This window comes from Staphylococcus pasteuri (genome assembly GCF_003970495.1).
Taxonomy (GTDB): Bacteria; Bacillota; Bacilli; order Staphylococcales; family Staphylococcaceae; genus Staphylococcus; species Staphylococcus pasteuri.
This window is the reverse complement of sequence record NZ_RXWW01000078.1, coordinates 12,464-31,730: the sequence shown is the minus strand read 5'-3', so window position 1 is coordinate 31,730 and position 19,267 is coordinate 12,464. Positions and strand designations below refer to the sequence as shown.

The window sequence follows — 19,267 nt, the reverse complement described above, 5'->3', positions numbered from 1 at the left end:
TTATCAGAAATAATATTAAAATTATTAAAAAAGAATATCCTATGTTGAGGATTTATTATTTAGTACCTTGCAATGTACAGTAGTGAGTGCTATATTATAGATAATCACTACTGTGTAATGTTTAGTACCTAAAATGAAATATGGAGGAATGCCTATGAATACGCAATTTAAGAAGGGTGCGTTAGAACTAATTGTCTTGCTCATTATCAAAAGAGAAGATCAATATGGTTATTCATTAGTTCAAAATATCTCACGTTATATGACAATTGCTGAAGGAACTGTATATCCATTATTACGAAGATTAGTTAAAAACGGTGAACTATCTACGTATTATCAGCCATCAACAGAAGGTCCAGCGAGAAAATATTATCGTCTTACAGAACAGGGCCAAGGAAGATTGGCGACGTTAAAAGAGGAATGGCAGTTGTTTTCTAATGCTGTAAATACGTTTATTGAGGAGAGTGAATCAAATGAATAAAGAAAGATATTTAAAGCAATTGGTCGCTAATTTAAAGCATATGGATAATACTGACAAGCAAGATATTTATAACGAATATGAAACTCATTTTATAAGTGGTAAAAATGAAGGGAAATCTGAAGAAGATATAGCTAAACAATTAGGAGATCCTAAAATGATTGCTAAAGAATTGAACGCCACTATGGCTATCGAAAAGGTAGATGAGAAGTCTAATTTAAAAAGTATATTTAAAGCTATATTAGCAGTGATGGGATTAGGACTTTTTAATTTCTTTATTGTATTAGTACCAGCATTCTTCATTTTAATGATTTTTTTCACATTAATTGTTTTTACATTAATACTTTTCAGTGCACCTATATTTTTAATTATCAAATTTGCAACTGAAGGCTCAAATTCAATTATTTTATATGATGTTTATATGGCGGGATTAATGTTTGGTGTTAGTTTAATGTTATTAGCAATTACTATTCTTCTCATTAAATGGTTCTTAAAATTAACAGTAATGTATCTTAAATGGAATGTCTCATTCGTGAAAGGAAGTGTTCATCCATGAGAAAGTTAATCATCACACTTTTTATAATTGGTTTAATATTGAGCATTGGTTTTGGTATAGGTCTTATTTCTCAAGGTAAGAAGTTATCTTCAGCACATCATGAAACGCAATTAAATAAAGAATATAAAGACAATATAAAATCTATTCAATTGGATGTTGAGAATAGTGATGTTGAAATAAAGCATGGTAAGACATTTTCGATAAAATCAATTGGTAGTTCAGACGCTAAAGTAGATAGTAAAGTCGAAAAAGGAACATGGCATATTAATGACCAACATAATCAATCTAATATCAATTTTAGAATAGGCACTATGTTCACTAATAAAATTATTATTACCTTACCAAAAGAAATGAATGAACTAACAATAAAAGATGACGCGGGGGATATCAAAGTTGATAATGTTGTTAGTAAGAAAACGTATATCAATGTTGATTCTGGAGATATCACTTTGACAGATAGTAAATTAGGTGATTTGAAAGTCAATAATGATTCGGGTGATATTTTAATGAAACACATTCATTTCACAAAAGGTAAAATAAAAAATGATTCAGGAGATATAGAAATGAAACAAAGTATTCCTGATCAACCATTAAATGTATCAAATGATAGTGGAGATATTCATATAAATTATAAAAACAAAGCCAAAAACACATCATTTACTGCCTTAAACGATTCTGGAGATACGAATATATATGATAAAGAATTAAAACAACATCAAATAGGTAAAGGAGACAACAAAGTCAATTTATCTAATGATTCCGGTGATATTACAGTAAAATAAAATTTATTAAAAGAGAGGATGGCACTATTTTTAGTGCTATCCTCTCCTTTATTTCCATGTATCATCAGGGTTTTGAAAATCTGATTTTTTCATGCGAGATACATATGGATTACCTTTGACTGTATAGCGAAGTGGTTTATTTGTCCATTCTCCTTTATTTGGAATACCAATACGACCACTTTCAACTATCGATTTAGGATGTTTCCGATTTTTTATGTCAATTGATAGGCGACATTGATTGATAGTAGATCCATCAATGGCACGCGGAATATTAAATGCTTTCGTCCATTTTCCTGGTCCATTAGTCAATTCAAATCCATCTTTGCCTCTATTGATTCTCATAGCTTCAATCCCGTCTTCTGGTTCTACTGCGCGAATAAGCACACCTTCAGGAACACCACTATCTTTAGTAACAAAGTTAATTAATAAATGTGTATGCATGACATGTGCATAAATTGTTCCACCAGTCTTATATAATGAAGTAACTTTAGGTGTTTGTTTACCACCAAAGCCATGAGCTGCGCGATCTTCAAAACCTAAATAAGCCTCAGTTTCGACAATATAACCGCTATAAGTTTGATGATTATCCTGATAAATGACACGGACTCCTAATAATGATTTTGCAATATCTGTTGTATTACGTTCTTTAAAATCCATAATGGAACTCCTCTATAAAAATATTTGTTTTTATAATTTATTTTGGAAATTCTTAAAAAATATTTGATTTATATTTTTTTAGGTCTATCTATTTGATACAATGACCGTATTAACAATATTATTACTTAATTAATGTATCAAAATTGATATGAGTAATAAAATAAATTGAATTGATGATTTGAAAGGAGCAGCTAAGATGAGAGAGAAAGTTGGTTTTAAAGCATCATTTAAATTATATTGGTCAAATTATTTTAATTTTAAAGGTAGATCAAGACGTAGTGAATATTGGTTTATGCAATTATGGCATTTAATATTTATGTGTCCTGGTATTATTTTATTGATTATTGGTGCAATAGGGCTGACTATAGGTATCTCTTCAGGTCAAAGTACGACTGCACTTAGTATTGGTGCCTTTAGTCTAGTGATATCCGTTTTATATTTAGCCATTTACTCACTAGTGACAATTATTCCGAATTTAGCTATATTAGCTCGTCGATTCCATGACACATCACGCACAATGTGGATACCTATGATCGGATTTGGTATTGCAGTATTTTTAAATATATTTAATTGGGTGGTCAATGCAACTGGACATTCTGAAAATGGATGGTTATTACTAATCTATTGGTTAATTACAATCATCTCTTGGATTTTTGGTATTTATAATATCGTTATTTGTTGTTTAAACAGTCAGAGAGAAACAAATATTTATGGACCAAGTCCAAAATATGAAGGGTCTGAAATGATAAGTGATAATAATTATAATCCAGTGGATAAAGCAAATAAGAAACATAATTATGATAATAATGAAATTTAAAATAGTAATGTAAAGCTAGGGTCATAGTGAGACCTTAGCTTTTTATATAAGAAATCATCATTTATTCTAGTAGATGTCGTATATATTTGACGTATGGGTAAATGATTTAGTAAAATTAAGATAATACTTATCGAAAGAAGCGGATGAATGCGTTGAATAGAGTGAAAAAATATCGAGCACATCAAAAGATGTCGCAATTAGAACTAGCAAGACGAATAGGGGTTTCCAGACAAACAATTAATATGATTGAAAATGATAAATATAATCCGTCATTAAAATTATGTATAAATATAGCTAAAACATTGTCAGTCACACTAAACGACTTATTTTGGGAGGATGAATAGTTATTTTTAATAAATTAGAATTTAAAGATGAATTCAAAAATAATTTATTCAAAAATCATTTAGCAAAAACGAGTGCGATATCTATATTTGTAATTGCCTGTATATTTTATTTCCAAGCAATGTTTGATATTCAACGTGAATATTTGTCTCCGTATTTGATAGGTAGTTTACTTATATTAATCGTGACAGTCTGTAAACTATCTTTAAATAAAGAAACAACGGATACTACAATAATTTACGTAAATAATAAAAATGAGAAAAACTATTTAAATCGTAAAGCCAGAAAGAAACACATTATATTTTTTATAGTGCTCATGATTTATTTAATCGTCATTAATAATGTAATTATCCCTTTAGTGGTAAGCAGTGAGGGGATGGTTAATAGTTGGTCTAGTTTAGGATTGCTTATTCCAATTATAATGATGATATTGATGAAAGACAGTCGTATTCAAATATCTGATACACCGACAGTTTCAGCAAAAGAAAAGATTAATACACAAGAACGTTCTTTAAATATGTTGCCTAATTATAACTTCAGTGATGAATATGAGAGACGTAGAATTGTTAATGCATATGCGAGTAATACAATTTGGCAATTAATTGCTTTAATGGTAGTCAGTATTGTTGATATAGTTATTGAAGTAATAATGGGGCATTGGCCAATATCTAGTTATATTTCAATCCTGTTCATTGTTATTATTTCATTAGTCATTACATTTAAATATAAAAGTATTAAAAATTAAAAACAGCTATTCTTGCCATGTTGATAAACAAAGGCAAGGATAGCTGTTTTTAAAGTTGCTTATTCAGTTTCATGAATATAAGATAGTTCAGCATGTTCTCTACCTAATAAATCATGAAGTTGTCGGTATTTATTAAATAATTTTTCGTAATGTTTTACTTTTTCAGGATCTGGTTGTTTTTCATAATAAACTGGTTGTTTCATATGTTGTACAGTATCTCGTAATGTTTCGTAAGCACCGCCGACGTTAGCTCCTAACATAGCAGCACCTAGAGCAGTAGCATTAGAGGACTCTAATACAACTACTTTTTTATTTAATACATTGGCATAAATATCTACGAGTAATTTACTTTTTTTAGGTATACCACCTGACGCATATACTGTATGAACTGGAATGTCATTATCTTCGAATTGTTTCATGATCATTTTAGTTCCAAATGCAGTTGATTCTAAATAAGCACGGTGTACCATTTCGAATGGTGTTTGTAATGTTAAACCAAAGACGCTACCAGTTAAATGGCTATCGCTTAAAATACTTCTATTACCATTATGCCAATCTAGCACGACTACATGTTGTTCTTCAACAGGGATTTGCTCTGCTAGTGTTTCTAAGTATTGTAATACATCCATATCTTTGTTCTTCGCGGCTTCAACAATTTCATGTGGAGCCATGCGTTCAGAGTAACTAAACAAGTCTCCTACAGCAGCTTGCCCAGCTTCATATGCATATAATCCAGGTATAATAGCATCTTTAACTGAACCTGTAATTGATGGAATGGGTTCTTGTTTAGGGTCTAACATTAAGTGACAAGTACTTGTACCAATGACTGGAGTGAATTCTCCTTTTTCAATGGCACCTGCACCTAATACGCCAGAATGTGCATCAATCATATAAGGTGATATTTGAACATTTGAAGATAATCCCCATAAATTTTGGTAGTATTCTGATAATGAACCTGCACTATCTCCAATTTGAATAACCGGTGCTTCACATTTATCTTTTACAATTTGAGGTAATTCTGAATCTACAGTTTCAAAGAAATCGTAATTAAATCCATTGACTTCATCGTAAAATCCTTTAAATCCTATACCACAATTTGATCGGATATTTTGATTAACAAGTAAGCTTGTCATATAGTCTCCGGCTTCCATAATATAATGAGCACGTTCTAATAATTCAGGTGCTTTATGTTTTACCTCAAGAATTTTAGGTATCATCCATTCACTATTAACACTGTGACCATAATAGTCTAACCAATTTTGATTTGCTTTTTCATTAGCTTCGACCATTTGTGTTGCTTCATCTTGGGCACCGTGATGTTTCCATAATTTAACATAAGCATGAGGGTGATTTTTTAAATCTTCATTCATATGTAAAGGTTTGAAGTTTTCATCTAAAAAGACAATAGTACAACTTGTGAAGTCGACGCCAATTCCGATTACTTCATCTTTATTAATTTGACTTTCTTCTAATACATGTTTAACACCATTTTCTAAAACATTGTGATAATCGCCAGCATGTTGTAAGAAGTAATTATGAGGTAAAGTTTCTCCACCTAATTCTTTAGCAATTGTCCCATGTTGGTATATTTCTTCATAACTAGAAATAATTTTTCCATCTGAAGTATCTACTAAAATAACACGTCCAGATGCTGTGCCATAATCGATACCAATACTATAACTCATTATGTCTATCCCCTTTATGTAATGTTTTATCTTAAAGAAGTTATCAATAAAATAATGTTCTACGATATGATTAATGATAGTGCTTACATAAATGAATGTAAAGTGTGACATATTGTAAATTCTAAATTCATTAATTAGTTTATTAATGTTATATTTATGTAGAATTAAGTCATTAATTTGGGAGGTAACCATGTCATTAAATATTGAACACGTGACAAAGAAATTTAATCAATTTACAGCAGTTAATGATATATCGATTGAACTTGAGAAAGGAAAAATGCTTGGGTTTTTAGGACGTAATGGTGCTGGCAAAACAACTACATTTAGAATGATTTTAGGATTAAGTGAACCAACAGAAGGTCACATTACATATGAGGGGCATACTATAGATAAGTCGATGTACAATCGTATAGGTTATTTACCAGAAGAGCGGGGTTTGCATTCAAAAATGACTGTTGAAGACGAATTAACTTATCTTGCTACTTTGAAGGGTATGTCTAAAAAAGCTATTAAGAAAAATATAGATTATTGGTTAAATCGATTTGCAATTACTGAAAATCGTCATAAACGTATTGATTCACTGTCCAAAGGTAACCAACAAAAAATTCAGTTATTAGCAAGTATGATTCATCAACCTGAATTACTTATTTTAGATGAACCTTTTAGCGGATTAGATCCAGTCAATGTTGAACTACTAAAAGAAGCGGTCAAAGATTTAAATAACCAAGGTTCGACGATTATTTATAGTTCACATCGTATGGAGCATGTCGAGGAATTATGTGACGATGTATGTATTTTAAATCATGGAGAACTAGTAGTTTCAGGCGATATACAAGAAGTTAAATCTTCTCATGGATATAAACAGGTAATTATCGAAACTAATAAATCAATGCCAGAATTAACAGGCATTCAAGGTGTTATTGATGTAGAAGTGAATAAGCATGACATTAAACTAACAATAGAAAATGAGGCTATAGCTGAATCTATATACAATCAAGTTATAACACATGGTTATGTGCGTCGATTTCAAGTGTTAGAACCATCACTGAAAGATATCTTTATTGATAAGGTAGGTGATCTTCATGAATAAATTCTGGGCTACATTTGGATTAACATATAAAAGTAAGGTTAAATCTAAATCCTTTATGATATTTATGGTTATTGTCATTATTTTGATGGTAGCTTTATCAAATGCTGACAAAATTATAGATATGTTCAAAGGTGATGATGACCATATAGGTGTCGTAACCAATAATGAACCATTATATAAAGCAATTAAACAACAGAGCCATGTGATTGATGAGGAAGCAACGTTTGAAAGAGTGAGTCAAAAAGAAGCGAAATCTCAAGTCAAAAGTGAAAAATTAAAGGAAGCTTATATCATCAAAATGGATAAAGACCATCAACTTTCAGCGACCATTTTGAGTAAAGATAACGTTTCACAAGAAAAACAACAAAAAGTGACTGGTTTACTTACAAATCTTCAATCAAAACTAATAGCATCGAAATTGCATCTTAGCGATAATGATTTAAAAAAATTACAATCTCAAAGTAAAGTAGATAGCCACATCTTATCAGATGATAAAGGACAACAATTAAGTGAAAGCCAAAAAGTATTTAATATGATTCTTGTTTATGCCATTTTGATGCTAATGTTTTTTATTATTTTCAATTATGCAACACAAGTGGCTATGGAAATTGCAACTGAAAAAACATCAAGAGTTATAGAAATGATTATTACGAGTGTGTCTCCGATAACACATATTATGGCTAAGATAACAGGTGTCATAGCAGTAGCGTTTACACAAATAGCTATGATAATTGTGGTTGCAATCATTTGTATATATGCTTTTGATTTAAAGCGTATGCTCAAAGGTTTTGATTTATCAATGAGTGACATATCATGGCAAATTATTATAGTAGGCATTTTAAGTGTGATTATCGGTATATTAACTTATGTTTTATTAGCAGCCATTTTAGGTTCTTTAGCATCCAGAATAGAAGACATTAATCAAACCTTAATGCCTTTAACTTTATTTGCAATGATTGCATTTTATATAGCTATTTTCAGTATATATAAACCTGATATTTTATTGGCTAAAATTACAAGCTTTATTCCATTTTTAGCCCCATTTGAAATGTTGGTGCGCGCTCAATCGACGGAATTACAAATTTGGGAAATTGTATTAAGTATGTTGATTTCATTAGTAGTTATGGTGATCTTGTTATGGATTGCTATTAAAACATACAAAGATTCAGTTTTAACATTTGAAAAAGGTCTTATTAACTCAATTAAAAAAGTAATGAAAAAATAAATAAAAGAGGGGGAAGAGTGTTAATGTCATTTTGAAAAAGCTTACATAACATTCTTCCTCTTTAAATTGTAATTATCTATGGAATATTAGGTGAAAAAGTGTAACAATGTGTATGAGTTAGCAAAGAAGTTAATATAAAATAATAACTGATTGATACACATCATCAACCATAATTGATTAATATAACCCCTTATTAGGATGGAGTAGATAGAACGATGTTATATTCAACGATGATTTTTATATTAGCAGGTCTTTGTGAAATAGGAGGCGGCTACTTAATATGGTTATGGCTTAGAGAAGGTCAGCCATCGTGGCTAGGTATTATTGGTGGTATCATACTCATCCTATATGGTGTGATTGCGACGTTACAATCATTTCCAACTTTTGGACGAGTTTATGCCGCATATGGCGGTATATTTATTGTCATGAGCTTAGTATGGTCTATGTTCATTGATAAAAATATGCCAGATAAATACGATGTATTGGGTGCTGTAGTATGTGTAATTGGCGTTTTAATAATGTTATTACCACATAGGGCCTAATAAAACGTGTTTGAAAGGGAGAAATAAGTAATGAATGTTGAAATTGAGCATCAAAGATATGGTGTTGATTTAATTAAAATTGATAATGAAGAAACGAAAATTGTATTTACAAATTTTGGTGCAAGAATAGTATCATGGAAATATCATGATAATAATATTGTACTAGGGAATGTTGTTGAAGCGGACGAATTTTATTTTGATAATCCATTTAAATTTGGAGCGACTATAGGAAGATACGGTGGTCGAATTTCCGATGCTTCGTTCACATTAGATGGAATAAAATACCAATTAGAAGCAAATGATGGTAATCATCATATCCATGGCGGGGGTCACGGGCTAGATACAAAGTTATTTGACTATGAAGTAGTCGAAGAATTGGGACAAGTAAAAATTATTTTTAAGACAACGTTAAAGGAAACAGATGATAATTACCCAGGAAATATGGATGTTAAAGTTACCCATACTTATGATGTCGATCATTGTTGGACAGTTGAATATGAGGCTACATCAACGAAGACAACATTATTTAATCCGATGAATCATGTTTATTTTAATTTGAACAGAGATAATAATGTTATCGATAATCACCGTCTATATAGTTCTGAATTGAATATGTATCAACTTAATGAACAACATTTAATAAATACAGATGAAACACTAGATTTACATCAAATTTTTAATGGTAGTGATATATACTTTAAAGATATATTTGAAAGTAAACATGCTCAACTAGCACAACAAATTGACACTTTTAATGGCTTGGATCATCCATTCAAAGTTGGAGGCCATCAATTATCAATAGATAACGGTGAGTTTCAATTAGATGTAAAAACTGATATGCCAAATTATGTATTATATACATTTAATCAACCAAAAGATTGGAATAGTGATTCTAATATTTATAAGGCACATTCTGGCTTAGCTATTGAATCTCAATTTTTACCAAATGATATTAATATGTATGGTGAAGACGCTTCGTCTATTTTAAAAGCCAATGATACATTTTATTCTCAAACAAGTTATGAAATAAATGAAAAGTAATTATTAAGAGTGAAGCCTACGGTTTTGATTCCATTGGTTTCACTCTTTCTTTATACTTAGAAAGTATTTTAATTATGATGATTTTGTTGCACGTTGGTACATCTTTTCTAATTTTTCATATCTTTTCATTGATAAATATGGATTTTTTAAAGCTTGTGAAATTCTCTTAGTATTTTTTCTATCATTATAATAAATATCATTTAATTCTTGAACCGATAATTGAGTCTTCGGGTCTGCTTCTTTAATTAATTCTAAATGATGATTTTGACTGACAAATCCTTCTTTAATTACGCGACAATAAAATCCTGTTTATCCTGATTTAGACATGCGCTTCACTAAATTGGGTAAACCATATTTTGCTTGTATTTTCCAACAAGGTTCTCTGATTTCCGATACTTCTATAATTGCTTCACCCAAACGATATTGATTACCAAAATAAACTTCATTTTCATCTAAATTTTTAATAGTTAAGTTTTCCCCAAACATTGCATAATCAGGCAGTTTTTCTAAATCATCTTTATACATGTCATAGTTTGATTTACTAAAGCAACAGACTGCTTTATCTGGTCCACCGTGGTCTTAATAGGCTTGTTCATCATCAACAAAACCTAGTTTAGATAACCACATATCTCCTTCGAAAGGGCGCTTATTAATAGCTGATTGCATTGGTTTTGAGTCTTTATATTGTAGCGATTCTATTTTCCCAGTTGAAATAGCGTAAACAGGTATCATTTCTATCCTCCCTCTTAAAGTATTTAAATGATAGTTTACTATATCTCAAGGCTTTTATGTAAAATTTTAAAATATATTAAAAATTAAACGATAAATAAGGTATGTTAAATCAAAAAAGTCATGTAAAATAGGAAATGTAAACGATTTAGAAAAGAGGCTCATGACGTAATGAATGATGTAAAACAACTTAAAATGATGACATTGAATGATGTTTTGAATCAAATTGAAGACGGTATGACACTAGGAATTGGTACAGGTAGTACAATTGAATTGTTAGTTCCTAAAATAGCACAACTTGTTGAAGAAAAGAATTACGACATCAAAGGTGTTTGTACTTCAAATAAGACTGCTTTTTTAGCTAAAGAACTAAATATTGAAATTGTTGATGTAAATGATGTTGAAAAAATCGATTTAGCTATTGATGGGGCAGATGAAGTCGATCCAAACCTCAACTTAATTAAAGGCGGTGGCGGTGCCTTATTTAGAGAAAAGGTCATTGATGAAATGGCAGACCGTTTTGTGGTCATTGCTGATGAAAATAAAGTAGTCAATTATTTAGGAGAAACATTTAAATTACCAGTAGAAGTAGATAAATTTAATTGGTATCAGGTTGCCAGAAAAATAGAAACAATTGATGGAGTAATCGTGCAACGTCGTGTTACTGAAGATGTGCCTGTAACTACAGACAATGGTAACTATATTTTAGACTGTGCCTTACCAAAAGGTGTTGATCCATATGAAATGCATGAGTTTTTAATACATATTACGGGTGTATTAGAAACAGGTTATTTCCTTGATATTACTGACGAAGCCATTATAGGTACACAACAAGGTGTTAAAAAAATGTACCGTGAATAATAAAATTTTTACTTCTATATTATATAAATAATAGCCTTAAGGTGTTTGTTAGAACATCTTAAGGCTATTTTTCTAAATTTTATTCTTATTGAGCACTTTTGAATAAATCAACTAAACTTTGAGGACTATTCTCTCCAAGACAAATATCTAATAATTCATGAGATTCTTTTGCTTCGGCTTCACTTCTTGGGAACATTTTTGCTTCATATAATTCGATTGCTTTATCAAAATTATTGTTATGTTCAGCTATCAATTCAGCTAACTCAGCTCCATCTAACATGGCTAAATTAGCACCCTCCCCAGAAGGAGCCATTAGGTGTGCAGCATCACCAATTAAAGTAACCCCTGATTGACGTTCCCAACGATGTGTATCAGGTAACGCATTAATTTTACGAGGTGTAATTGAACTATTCGCTTCAGTAATTAAGGCAGTTACTTCTGGTGACCAACCTTCAAATTCTGCAGCAATTGTTTTTGTCGCTATTTCACCATTTGCAAAGTCTATACTATCGATCCATTCACTATCACATTTCATTTGTACATATGTGTGAAGGATGTCTCCAGCTTCTCTGTGTGCAACAATACCTTTACTAGGCGATAAAGCATACATTGCACCTTTTCCTACTTTTTGAGCAGTCTTAGGATATTGATTATCTACATCATATAGATATGTTTCAATAAATGTATAACCTGAATAATGTGGTTTAATATCTTTTAAGATGTTACGAACTTTAGACCAAGCACCGTCAGCACCAATAAGTTTGTCTGTAGTTACAGATGTCTCATCTCTAAATACCACTTTATATTGTGTATTATCCAATTTTTCAACATGATCCACTTTTTTATTCCAAACAATCATATCATGTGGCAATGAGTCTATTAATATATTTCTTAAATCACCACGTAATACTTCAGGTCGTCCATTTGATTCATCATCCGGTAAATCTAAAAGTATGTCACCATTATGGTTAACGATGCGAGAGGCATCAGCGCCTTTTTGTATAATTGATTGGAATTCGTCCAATAAGTTAGCTTTTTCTAAGGCAACTTGTCCATTATATTCATGTATATCTAATTGTCCACCTTGAGTTCTTGCATCACGAGAGGCATCAGATTCATAAACTTTAGCAGGAATACCATTTACATATAGCACTCTAGCTAAAGTCAGCCCACCAATGCCACCACCGATAATTGTAATAGGGTTGTTACTATCTTTTATATTCATTGTATTACTCCTTTTAAACTCATAGTTATAATTAAATTATTACTGAAAGAGTTTACCCCCAAATATCTATATTTAAAACAAAAAACTCATCCATTCAATAAATTGAATAAGACGAGTTTAATATAATTAGTATTTGTTATTAGGGCTAGAATTTTCAGAGTCCTTGATTTCATCCTGTGCTTCAGATACAACTGATGAACGACGTGATGAACGGCGTGTTTGTTTATAAGAAGTATGTTCTCTTAAATAATCAGAAGAATCATTGTCATGTTCTTGTTCATCATCAATAGACGTTTTAGAATGTTGTTCATTATCAGAGGATTGATCATGTTTACGAGAATCAGATGCGTCATCTTCTTGAATATCATTATGATTATTTTCATTATTAGTTTCACTATCATTAGAATGGTCATTAACGTGATCTAAATAATTATTAGGTTCAACTTCGTCTAAACTTTGTTTTGTCTTTTTATAGAAGATGGCACGTATAATTAAGCTTAAAATAATATAGATTAAACCTACTGCAGTAGTAGCCAATGCGATGACTTTCATAGAGAATAAGTCACCAACTTCTTCACTGAACAAGAATACTAAACCAAATGACATAGCAGCATGGAAAATAGTAGCTATATAAATTGTTCTACCTTTAGTTGCGCGAATCAATTCACCTACAATCATAGAGAATGCGAATGTATATAAGAAATGATAACCAGCAAACTCTATTCCATATGTAGTATTGGCATTGAAGATTGAGTAAATGATACCAACTACGATACTTGCAAAGAAAGTATTCATTTTAACTTCTACAATATGTTGTAAATATGAACGAAAACCAAATTCTACTACAAATGCCATAATTAAATGGCCAATTATAATAGCAGTTATTGAAACTGATAAATCTGATGCCTGTAAAAGTATGAAACTATCTGCAAACGTGTTGAAACAGAACATACCTATGATAAATATAAATAAAGGTATGATTAAAGCGAGTAATATACGCTCCACAACTTTAAGGCTCAATGATAGTTTTAAACTCGCCATCTGATCTTTTTTATATCTAAAGACGAGTAGACATATGATTGCAGCGATAAAAGGAGAAAGATCAGTAATATCGAAGACAAATCTTTTTACTCCAATTGCCGATTGAAAATCTCTAAGTATTACGAATAAGGCCATCGTAATGACAAAAAATACGAATATTGTCATTGCCCATTGAAACCCAGAAATTCGATTGTTTTTCATTTTATGTAACCTCCATTACGGAAACAAGCAATTATTATTTTTATTTACAATTATACATGTTATAAGATGTTAGATAAATTGTCTATTTCAATTATCATCAAAATGTAATAGGAATGAATTATAAACGTAATTAAATTTCAGTGAATCGGGAATAAAATAACTACATTGAATAAAAAATAAGCTAAAGTTATACTTAAAATATAATGTTAGTGAATGAAATCAAGGGGGAAGAGCAATGTATCAACAAGCCGAACCAAGCTTATGGACAGGAAGACTTGATAGTGAAACAGATTCTAAACAATTTAGACATTTTCAAACGATTCAATTTAATGATTTAAGAAATGTGGAGTATAGTAATGAACAAAAAGGTGTAGGTATGTTAGGCTATGCCGTTGATAAAGGCGTAGAACTAAATAAAGGTCGAGTTGGAGCTAAAGAAGGCCCTAATGCGATTAAACAATCATTTGCAGGATTACCAGATTTAAATCAATGTGAACAAATTGTTGATTACGGAAATGTAGAGCACGATAACGAACAACTAATTGATACACAAAAAGAATTTGCAGAGTTAGCAGCGAAATCTATTCACAATCACAAACAAACATTTCTTCTAGGTGGCGGCCATGATATTGCTTATGCTCAATATTTAGCTACTAGAAAAGTTTATCCTAATCAATCCATTGGTGTTATTAATATTGATGCCCATTTTGATACACGTGATGAAGGAGAATCAACGTCAGGAACTAGTTTTAGACAGATTCTTGAACAAGATGATAATGCCGACTATATGGTTCTAGGTATATCTCAAGGTGGCAATACACAAGGGTTATTTGACTACGCAGAGGAAAAAGGCATTTCATTTGTTTATGCTGATGAATTGCTACATCAAGTATCCCCACCAATTAAAGATATGATTGAACGCTTTATTCATGATCATGACGTGATTATGTTTACAATTTGTATGGATGTTGTAGATAGTGCCTTTGCACCAGGTGTCAGCGCATCAGCAGTATTAGGTATCTATCCACACACAGTTTTTGAATTAGCTAAACGTATTGTACCAAGTGATAAGGTTAAATCAGTTAGTATCGCAGAAATGAATCCTAAGTATGATCAAGATAATAGAACTGCGAAACTGATTGCTAACTTAGTACACCATTTCTTATTATAAATTCCAATATTCAATACATTGTTCGATGAGAGAAAGTACTTGTTCAGAGTGCTTTCTCTTTTTTAAATAGTTGATATAAATTTTGCGACCTAAATTAGGACGTATTTTAATATAGTCTAAATTACTAGTATTAAACGATTGATAATAAAATCGTGGAATAACAGCATATCCTATACCTAAATGTACAAAATTAGTAGCTGACTCAAAGCGATCAGATTCCATAATAATATTAGGATGTATACTCATTCTATTAAAATAATCATCTAAATGTTTACGAACTTGTGAGCTTTTATTAGGTAATATTAAAGGTAGATTATCTAGTTGAATTGTCTTTTGTTTAGGAAAAGCATCTTTAGGTGTTAGTAAAATATAGGATTCTTTGTAAAGTGCAATTGAAGTAATATCTTGGTGCCTAATTTCTTCATTTGTTAAAGCAAAATGCACATCAAAGTTAATAAGTTGTTCAATTGATTGATGTTGATCATGTACCTCATTAATACGATATTGTTGATTTGGATATTGAGTATGATGAGCGTGAATAACATTTGCCATCCATTGGCTTGTTGATTCTAAAATACCAATTTTAATTCTCGGTTCAGATGAAATATTTAAATCATACATCTTTTCTATTGTTGATCGATATTGTTGAACTAATTGTTCCGCATATTTATAGAATTGAATACCTTTTTCGGTAATTTTAATATCTTTTGTAGTGCGCATAAATAAATCATAGCCTAAATCTGATTCCATCTTTTTAATAGCAGCTGTTAAAGAGGGCTGACTGATATGTAAAAAATTGGCAGCTTTTGTAAAACTATTATATTTAACAACGGCTAAAAAGTACTCTAATTGAATGATTTTCATAAGTCATCTCCAGTTAGTTATAGTTTATACCTATAAATAATTAGTTTATTTATATTTGTTATCTATATTTTAGCATAATATAATGGGCGTGTAAGAACTTAATTTAGTACATGTTCAATAGTCTAAATTATTTGATTATTTAGGTTATTCTATAAGTGTACATATTAAAAACTTTGAATTTATAGATATTATTTCGGATGGGAGAGATAGTAATGAGAGAAATTCATGCAAAAAAAGGTTTAGATATTGAGTGTAAAGGTTGGGAACAAGAAGCGGTATTACGAATGCTTTATAATAATTTAGATCCAGAGGTAGCTGAACATCCTGAAGAACTTGTTGTTTATGGAGGTATCGGTAAAGCGGCACGTAACTGGAAAGCATTTGAAGCAATCGAAAATACATTAAGAGACTTAGAAGCAGATGAAACAATGCTCGTACAATCTGGTAAACCAGTAGCAGTATTTAAAACTCATGAAGAAGCACCACGTGTGTTAATCTCAAATTCAGTTTTAGTACCTAAATGGGCAAACTGGGATCACTTCCATGAATTAGATAAAAAAGGTTTAATTATGTATGGACAAATGACTGCAGGCAGTTGGATTTATATTGGTTCACAAGGTATTGTTCAAGGAACATATGAAACTTTCGCAGAACTTGGTAACCAAGAATATAACAGTGATTTAACTGGTACAGTGACATTAACTGCAGGATTAGGCGGTATGGGCGGCGCTCAACCTCTTGCTGTAACAATGAATAATGGTGTGGCAATTTGTGTTGAAGTCGATGAAACACGTGTTGATAAACGTGTAGAAACAAAATATTGTGATGTAAAAACTAAAGATTTAGATGAAGCATTAAAATTAGCTGAAGATGCTAGACAAAAAGGGGAAGCTTTATCAATCGGTCTAGTTGGTAATGCAGTAGATTTACACAAAGCTATTTTAGACAAAGGATTCAAAATTGATATCATTACTGACCAAACAAGTGCACATGACCCATTAAATGGTTATGTACCTCAAGGTTATTCAGTAGAAGAAGCTAAACAATTACGTAAAGAAGATCCTAAGAAATACGTTGAATTATCTAAAGACTCAATGGCTAAACATGTAGAATTAATGTTAGAATTCCAAAAACAAGGTGCAGTAGCATTTGACTATGGTAATAATATCCGTCAAGTTGCTTACGACAATGGTGTAGAAAATGCATTTAACTTCCCAGGATTTGTGCCAGCATACATTAGACCATTATTCTGTGAAGGTAAAGGACCATTCCGTTTTGCTGCATTAAGTGGAGATCCAAAAGATATCGAACGTGCAGATGAAGAAATGAGAAAATTATTCCCAGACAATGAAAAATTAATTCGTTGGTTAGATTTAGCTGAAGAAAAAATTGCTTATCAAGGCTTACCATCAAGAATTGCTTGGTTAGGCTATGAAGAACGTGCGAAAATGGGATTAGCACTAAACAAATTAGTTCGTGACGGTGAAATTTCAGCACCAATCGTTATCGGTCGAGATCACTTAGATTCAGGTTCAGTAGCTAGTCCAAACCGTGAAACAGAAGGTATGAGAGATGGCAGTGACGCAGTTGGTGACTGGGCGGTATTAAATGCCTTAATTAACACTGCAGCTGGTGGTTCTTGGATTTCATTCCATCACGGTGGCGGTGTAGGTATGGGTTATTCTCTACACGCTGGTATGGTTGTTGTAGCTGATGGTTCAGAACGTGCAGATCGTCGTTTAGGACGTGTATTAACTACAGATCCGGGTATGGGAGTAGTGAGACACGCAGATGCTGGTTATGATATCGCAATTCAAACTGCGAAAGACAAAGGCATCAAAATTCCTATGATCGATGAAACGGAGGATAAATAATGAATGATTTAATTATTCAAAATATCAAAGAACTTATTTTACCAAAATCTACTGATCGTCCATTAAAAGGTGCAGAACTTGATGAATTAGATGTTATTGAAAATGGTACAGTTGTAGTAAAAGATGGAAAGATTGTTTATTCTGGCCCTTATACAGATAAATATGAAGCAGAACAAATCATAGATGCTACTGGTAAAGTAGTATCTCCATCCTTAATTGATGCACATACGCATTTAATATTCGGTGGCTCAAGAGAACACGAAATGTCACTTAAACGTCAAGGGAAATCTTATTTAGAAATATTAGAATCTGGCGGTGGCATTCTTTCAACAGTAAAAGCTACACGTGAAATTAGCGAAGATGACTTATTCAAAAAAGCAGAACATGACTTATTAACTATGGTTCAACATGGTGTATTAGGTGTTGAAAGTAAAAGTGGTTATGGTTTAGATAAAGAAAATGAACTTAAACAATTAAGAGTATCTAATCTTTTAGCTGAGAAATATGGATTAGATATGAAACATACTTTCTTAGGACCACATGCAGTACCTGAGGAAGCAGAATCAAATGAAGCATTCTTAAATGAAATGATTGAATTACTTCCAGAAGTTAAGGAATATGCTGATTTTGCAGATATCTTCTGTGAAACAGGTGTATTCTCAGTTGAAGAATCTAGACATTATATGCAAAAAGCTAAAGAAGCAGGATTCAAAGTGAAAATTCATGCTGATGAAATAGACCCATTAGGTGGCTTAGAATTAGCAATTGATGAAAATGCCATTTCTGCAGATCACCTTGTTGCTTCAAGCGCTGAAGGTAAAGCAAAATTAAAAAATAGTGATACAGTAGCAGTACTATTACCAGCTACAACATTTTATTTAGATAAAAATGACTATGCTGATGCAAGAGGCATGTTAGATAATAACGGTGCAATTGCTATTGCAACGGATTACAATCCAGGTAGTAGTGTAACGAATAACTTACAATTAGCTATGGCGATTGCTGCATTAAAATTAAAACTATCTCCAAATGAAGTTTGGAATGCTGTTACAGTTAATGCAGCAAAAGCGATTGATTTAGATGCAGGTACAATTAATGAAGGTGACAAAGCCAATATCGTTATTTGGAATGCACCTAACCACGAATATATTCCTTATCACTTTGGTATTAACCATGCACAAAAAGTTATCAAAGATGGTAGAGTCATTGTTGATAACGAATTTTCATTAGATTAATTCATTCATAATTTAACCATGTGGAACCGTGTCGATATGAAGACACGGTTCTTTTTATATATAAGAGAAAAAATGTACATTTATTAGAATAGTTTGACAATTGTGTTAA

General features: G+C 31.4%; 19 protein-coding genes and 1 pseudogene. 14 read left to right on the top strand and 6 right to left on the bottom strand.

What is annotated here, in order from left to right:
• Positions 1-154 precede the first annotated feature (154 nt).
• Genes CD121_RS10675 through CD121_RS10665 form a run of 3 tightly spaced genes read left to right on the top strand, consistent with a single transcriptional unit; the run spans position 155 to position 1,813 of the window.
• Positions 155-478: a PadR family transcriptional regulator gene (locus CD121_RS10675; RefSeq protein ID WP_070453479.1), complete on the top strand. Its 324-nt coding sequence runs from the start codon at positions 155-157 to the stop codon at positions 476-478.
• A complete protein-coding gene (locus tag CD121_RS10670) occupies positions 471-1,031 on the top strand; it encodes an HAAS signaling domain-containing protein (RefSeq protein ID WP_107999865.1) in 561 nt (186 codons plus the stop codon). The genes CD121_RS10675 and CD121_RS10670 overlap by 8 nt, the downstream gene beginning before the upstream one ends.
• The gene (locus tag CD121_RS10665) at positions 1,028-1,813 is read left to right on the top strand and encodes a DUF4097 family beta strand repeat-containing protein (RefSeq protein ID WP_126568233.1); all 786 of its coding nucleotides are present in this window, start codon (positions 1,028-1,030) and stop codon (positions 1,811-1,813) included. Before CD121_RS10670 ends, CD121_RS10665 begins: the two co-directional genes overlap by 4 nt.
• Positions 1,814-1,861: 48 nt before the next feature.
• Here CD121_RS10665 and CD121_RS10660 read toward each other — a convergent pair whose 3' ends face one another.
• Positions 1,862-2,470 carry a DNA-3-methyladenine glycosylase gene (locus CD121_RS10660; protein ID WP_017636495.1) on the bottom strand — a complete coding sequence of 203 codons (609 nt, stop codon included), beginning with the start codon at positions 2,468-2,470 and terminating at the stop codon, positions 1,862-1,864.
• Positions 2,471-2,666: 196 nt separating this feature from the next.
• On the opposite strand from CD121_RS10660, the gene CD121_RS10655 reads away from it, so the two are divergent.
• From CD121_RS10655 to CD121_RS10645, 3 genes are all read left to right on the top strand, one after another.
• The gene (locus tag CD121_RS10655) at positions 2,667-3,287 is read left to right on the top strand and encodes a DUF805 domain-containing protein (protein WP_126568231.1); all 621 of its coding nucleotides are present in this window, start codon (positions 2,667-2,669) and stop codon (positions 3,285-3,287) included.
• A gap of 143 nt (positions 3,288-3,430) precedes the next feature.
• A complete protein-coding gene (locus CD121_RS10650) occupies positions 3,431-3,631 on the top strand; it encodes a helix-turn-helix transcriptional regulator (protein WP_185817764.1) in 201 nt (66 codons plus the stop codon).
• A 374-nt stretch (positions 3,632-4,005) separates the two neighbouring features.
• On the top strand, positions 4,006-4,374 hold the full coding sequence (locus tag CD121_RS10645) for a hypothetical protein (protein ID WP_017636492.1): 369 nt from the start codon (positions 4,006-4,008) through the stop codon (positions 4,372-4,374).
• 59 nt (positions 4,375-4,433) lie between these two features.
• Here the strand turns inward: CD121_RS10645 and CD121_RS10640 are convergent, their stop codons facing one another.
• A complete protein-coding gene (locus CD121_RS10640) occupies positions 4,434-6,059 on the bottom strand; it encodes a ribulokinase (RefSeq protein ID WP_126568225.1) in 1,626 nt (541 codons plus the stop codon).
• A 190-nt stretch (positions 6,060-6,249) separates the two neighbouring features.
• On the opposite strand from CD121_RS10640, the gene CD121_RS10635 reads away from it, so the two are divergent.
• From CD121_RS10635 to CD121_RS10620, 4 genes are all read left to right on the top strand, one after another.
• Positions 6,250-7,149: an ABC transporter ATP-binding protein gene (locus CD121_RS10635; protein ID WP_126568223.1), complete on the top strand. Its 900-nt coding sequence runs from the start codon at positions 6,250-6,252 to the stop codon at positions 7,147-7,149.
• Positions 7,142-8,374 carry an ABC transporter permease gene (locus CD121_RS10630; RefSeq protein ID WP_017636489.1) on the top strand — a complete coding sequence of 411 codons (1,233 nt, stop codon included), beginning with the start codon at positions 7,142-7,144 and terminating at the stop codon, positions 8,372-8,374. The genes CD121_RS10635 and CD121_RS10630 overlap by 8 nt, the downstream gene beginning before the upstream one ends.
• Before the next feature lie 215 nt (positions 8,375-8,589).
• Entirely contained in the window at positions 8,590-8,916 is a 327-nt protein-coding gene (locus tag CD121_RS10625) for a YnfA family protein (RefSeq protein ID WP_017636488.1), read from the top strand.
• 30 nt (positions 8,917-8,946) lie between these two features.
• Positions 8,947-9,957, top strand: coding sequence for an aldose epimerase family protein (locus CD121_RS10620; RefSeq protein ID WP_046467106.1), 1,011 nt, complete (start codon positions 8,947-8,949; stop codon positions 9,955-9,957).
• A 72-nt stretch (positions 9,958-10,029) separates the two neighbouring features.
• Here CD121_RS10620 and CD121_RS10615 read toward each other — a convergent pair.
• Positions 10,030-10,689: pseudogene (locus CD121_RS10615) on the bottom strand (MOSC domain-containing protein).
• A 168-nt stretch (positions 10,690-10,857) separates the two neighbouring features.
• Between CD121_RS10615 and CD121_RS10610 the strand changes: the two are divergent.
• The gene (locus CD121_RS10610) at positions 10,858-11,547 is read left to right on the top strand and encodes a ribose 5-phosphate isomerase A (RefSeq protein WP_107999870.1); all 690 of its coding nucleotides are present in this window, start codon (positions 10,858-10,860) and stop codon (positions 11,545-11,547) included.
• An 85-nt stretch (positions 11,548-11,632) separates the two neighbouring features.
• Here the strand turns inward: CD121_RS10610 and CD121_RS10605 are convergent, their stop codons facing one another.
• Entirely contained in the window at positions 11,633-12,772 is a 1,140-nt protein-coding gene (locus CD121_RS10605) for an FAD-dependent oxidoreductase (RefSeq protein WP_107999871.1), read from the bottom strand.
• Between the two features lie 126 nt (positions 12,773-12,898).
• Complete coding sequence (sdpC, locus tag CD121_RS10600; protein WP_017636483.1) at positions 12,899-14,014, bottom strand: peptidoglycan release complex CPBP-like subunit SdpC; 1,116 nt, start codon at positions 14,012-14,014, stop codon at positions 12,899-12,901.
• 235 nt (positions 14,015-14,249) lie between these two features.
• Here sdpC and hutG point away from each other — a divergent pair, with 235 nt between their 5' ends.
• Positions 14,250-15,185 (top strand): formimidoylglutamase, encoded by a 936-nt coding sequence (gene hutG / locus CD121_RS10595; RefSeq protein ID WP_017636482.1) that lies wholly within the window; start codon positions 14,250-14,252, stop codon positions 15,183-15,185.
• Here the strand turns inward: hutG and CD121_RS10590 are convergent.
• Positions 15,180-16,049, bottom strand: coding sequence for a LysR family transcriptional regulator (locus tag CD121_RS10590; protein WP_017636481.1), 870 nt, complete (start codon positions 16,047-16,049; stop codon positions 15,180-15,182). The two genes, hutG and CD121_RS10590, sit on opposite strands and share 6 nt — an antisense overlap.
• A 212-nt stretch (positions 16,050-16,261) precedes the next feature.
• On the opposite strand from CD121_RS10590, the gene hutU reads away from it, so the two are divergent.
• Together hutU and hutI are read left to right on the top strand one after the other, a co-directional pair.
• Positions 16,262-17,923, top strand: coding sequence for a urocanate hydratase (hutU, locus tag CD121_RS10585; protein ID WP_046467112.1), 1,662 nt, complete (start codon positions 16,262-16,264; stop codon positions 17,921-17,923).
• Positions 17,923-19,158, top strand: coding sequence for an imidazolonepropionase (gene hutI, locus CD121_RS10580; protein ID WP_126568221.1), 1,236 nt, complete (start codon positions 17,923-17,925; stop codon positions 19,156-19,158). The genes hutU and hutI overlap by 1 nt, the downstream gene beginning before the upstream one ends.
• Positions 19,159-19,267: the final 109 nt, after the last annotated feature.

Bases quoted from the DNA above. Each gene is read 5' to 3' on its own strand.
- CD121_RS10650 (WP_185817764.1), top strand. From the start codon at position 3,431: ATGAATGCGTTGAATAGAGTGAAAAAATATCGAGCACATCAAAAGATG.
- CD121_RS10640 (WP_126568225.1), bottom strand. From the start codon at position 6,059: ATGAGTTATAGTATTGGTATCGATTATGGCACAGCATCTGGACGTGTT.
- CD121_RS10635 (WP_126568223.1), top strand. From the start codon at position 6,250: ATGTCATTAAATATTGAACACGTGACAAAGAAATTTAATCAATTTACA.
- CD121_RS10625 (WP_017636488.1), top strand. From the start codon at position 8,590: ATGTTATATTCAACGATGATTTTTATATTAGCAGGTCTTTGTGAAATA.
- CD121_RS10620 (WP_046467106.1), top strand. From the start codon at position 8,947: ATGAATGTTGAAATTGAGCATCAAAGATATGGTGTTGATTTAATTAAA.
- sdpC (WP_017636483.1), bottom strand. From the start codon at position 14,014: ATGAAAAACAATCGAATTTCTGGGTTTCAATGGGCAATGACAATATTC.
- CD121_RS10605 (WP_107999871.1), bottom strand. From the start codon at position 12,772: ATGAATATAAAAGATAGTAACAACCCTATTACAATTATCGGTGGTGGC.
- hutG (WP_017636482.1), top strand. From the start codon at position 14,250: ATGTATCAACAAGCCGAACCAAGCTTATGGACAGGAAGACTTGATAGT.
- CD121_RS10670 (WP_107999865.1), top strand. From the start codon at position 471: ATGAATAAAGAAAGATATTTAAAGCAATTGGTCGCTAATTTAAAGCAT.
- CD121_RS10630 (WP_017636489.1), top strand. From the start codon at position 7,142: ATGAATAAATTCTGGGCTACATTTGGATTAACATATAAAAGTAAGGTT.
- CD121_RS10655 (WP_126568231.1), top strand. From the start codon at position 2,667: ATGAGAGAGAAAGTTGGTTTTAAAGCATCATTTAAATTATATTGGTCA.
- CD121_RS10590 (WP_017636481.1), bottom strand. From the start codon at position 16,049: ATGAAAATCATTCAATTAGAGTACTTTTTAGCCGTTGTTAAATATAAT.
- CD121_RS10675 (WP_070453479.1), top strand. From the start codon at position 155: ATGAATACGCAATTTAAGAAGGGTGCGTTAGAACTAATTGTCTTGCTC.
- CD121_RS10665 (WP_126568233.1), top strand. From the start codon at position 1,028: ATGAGAAAGTTAATCATCACACTTTTTATAATTGGTTTAATATTGAGC.
- hutI (WP_126568221.1), top strand. From the start codon at position 17,923: ATGAATGATTTAATTATTCAAAATATCAAAGAACTTATTTTACCAAAA.
- CD121_RS10610 (WP_107999870.1), top strand. From the start codon at position 10,858: ATGAATGATGTAAAACAACTTAAAATGATGACATTGAATGATGTTTTG.
- CD121_RS10660 (WP_017636495.1), bottom strand. From the start codon at position 2,470: ATGGATTTTAAAGAACGTAATACAACAGATATTGCAAAATCATTATTA.
- CD121_RS10645 (WP_017636492.1), top strand. From the start codon at position 4,006: ATGGTTAATAGTTGGTCTAGTTTAGGATTGCTTATTCCAATTATAATG.
- hutU (WP_046467112.1), top strand. From the start codon at position 16,262: ATGAGAGAAATTCATGCAAAAAAAGGTTTAGATATTGAGTGTAAAGGT.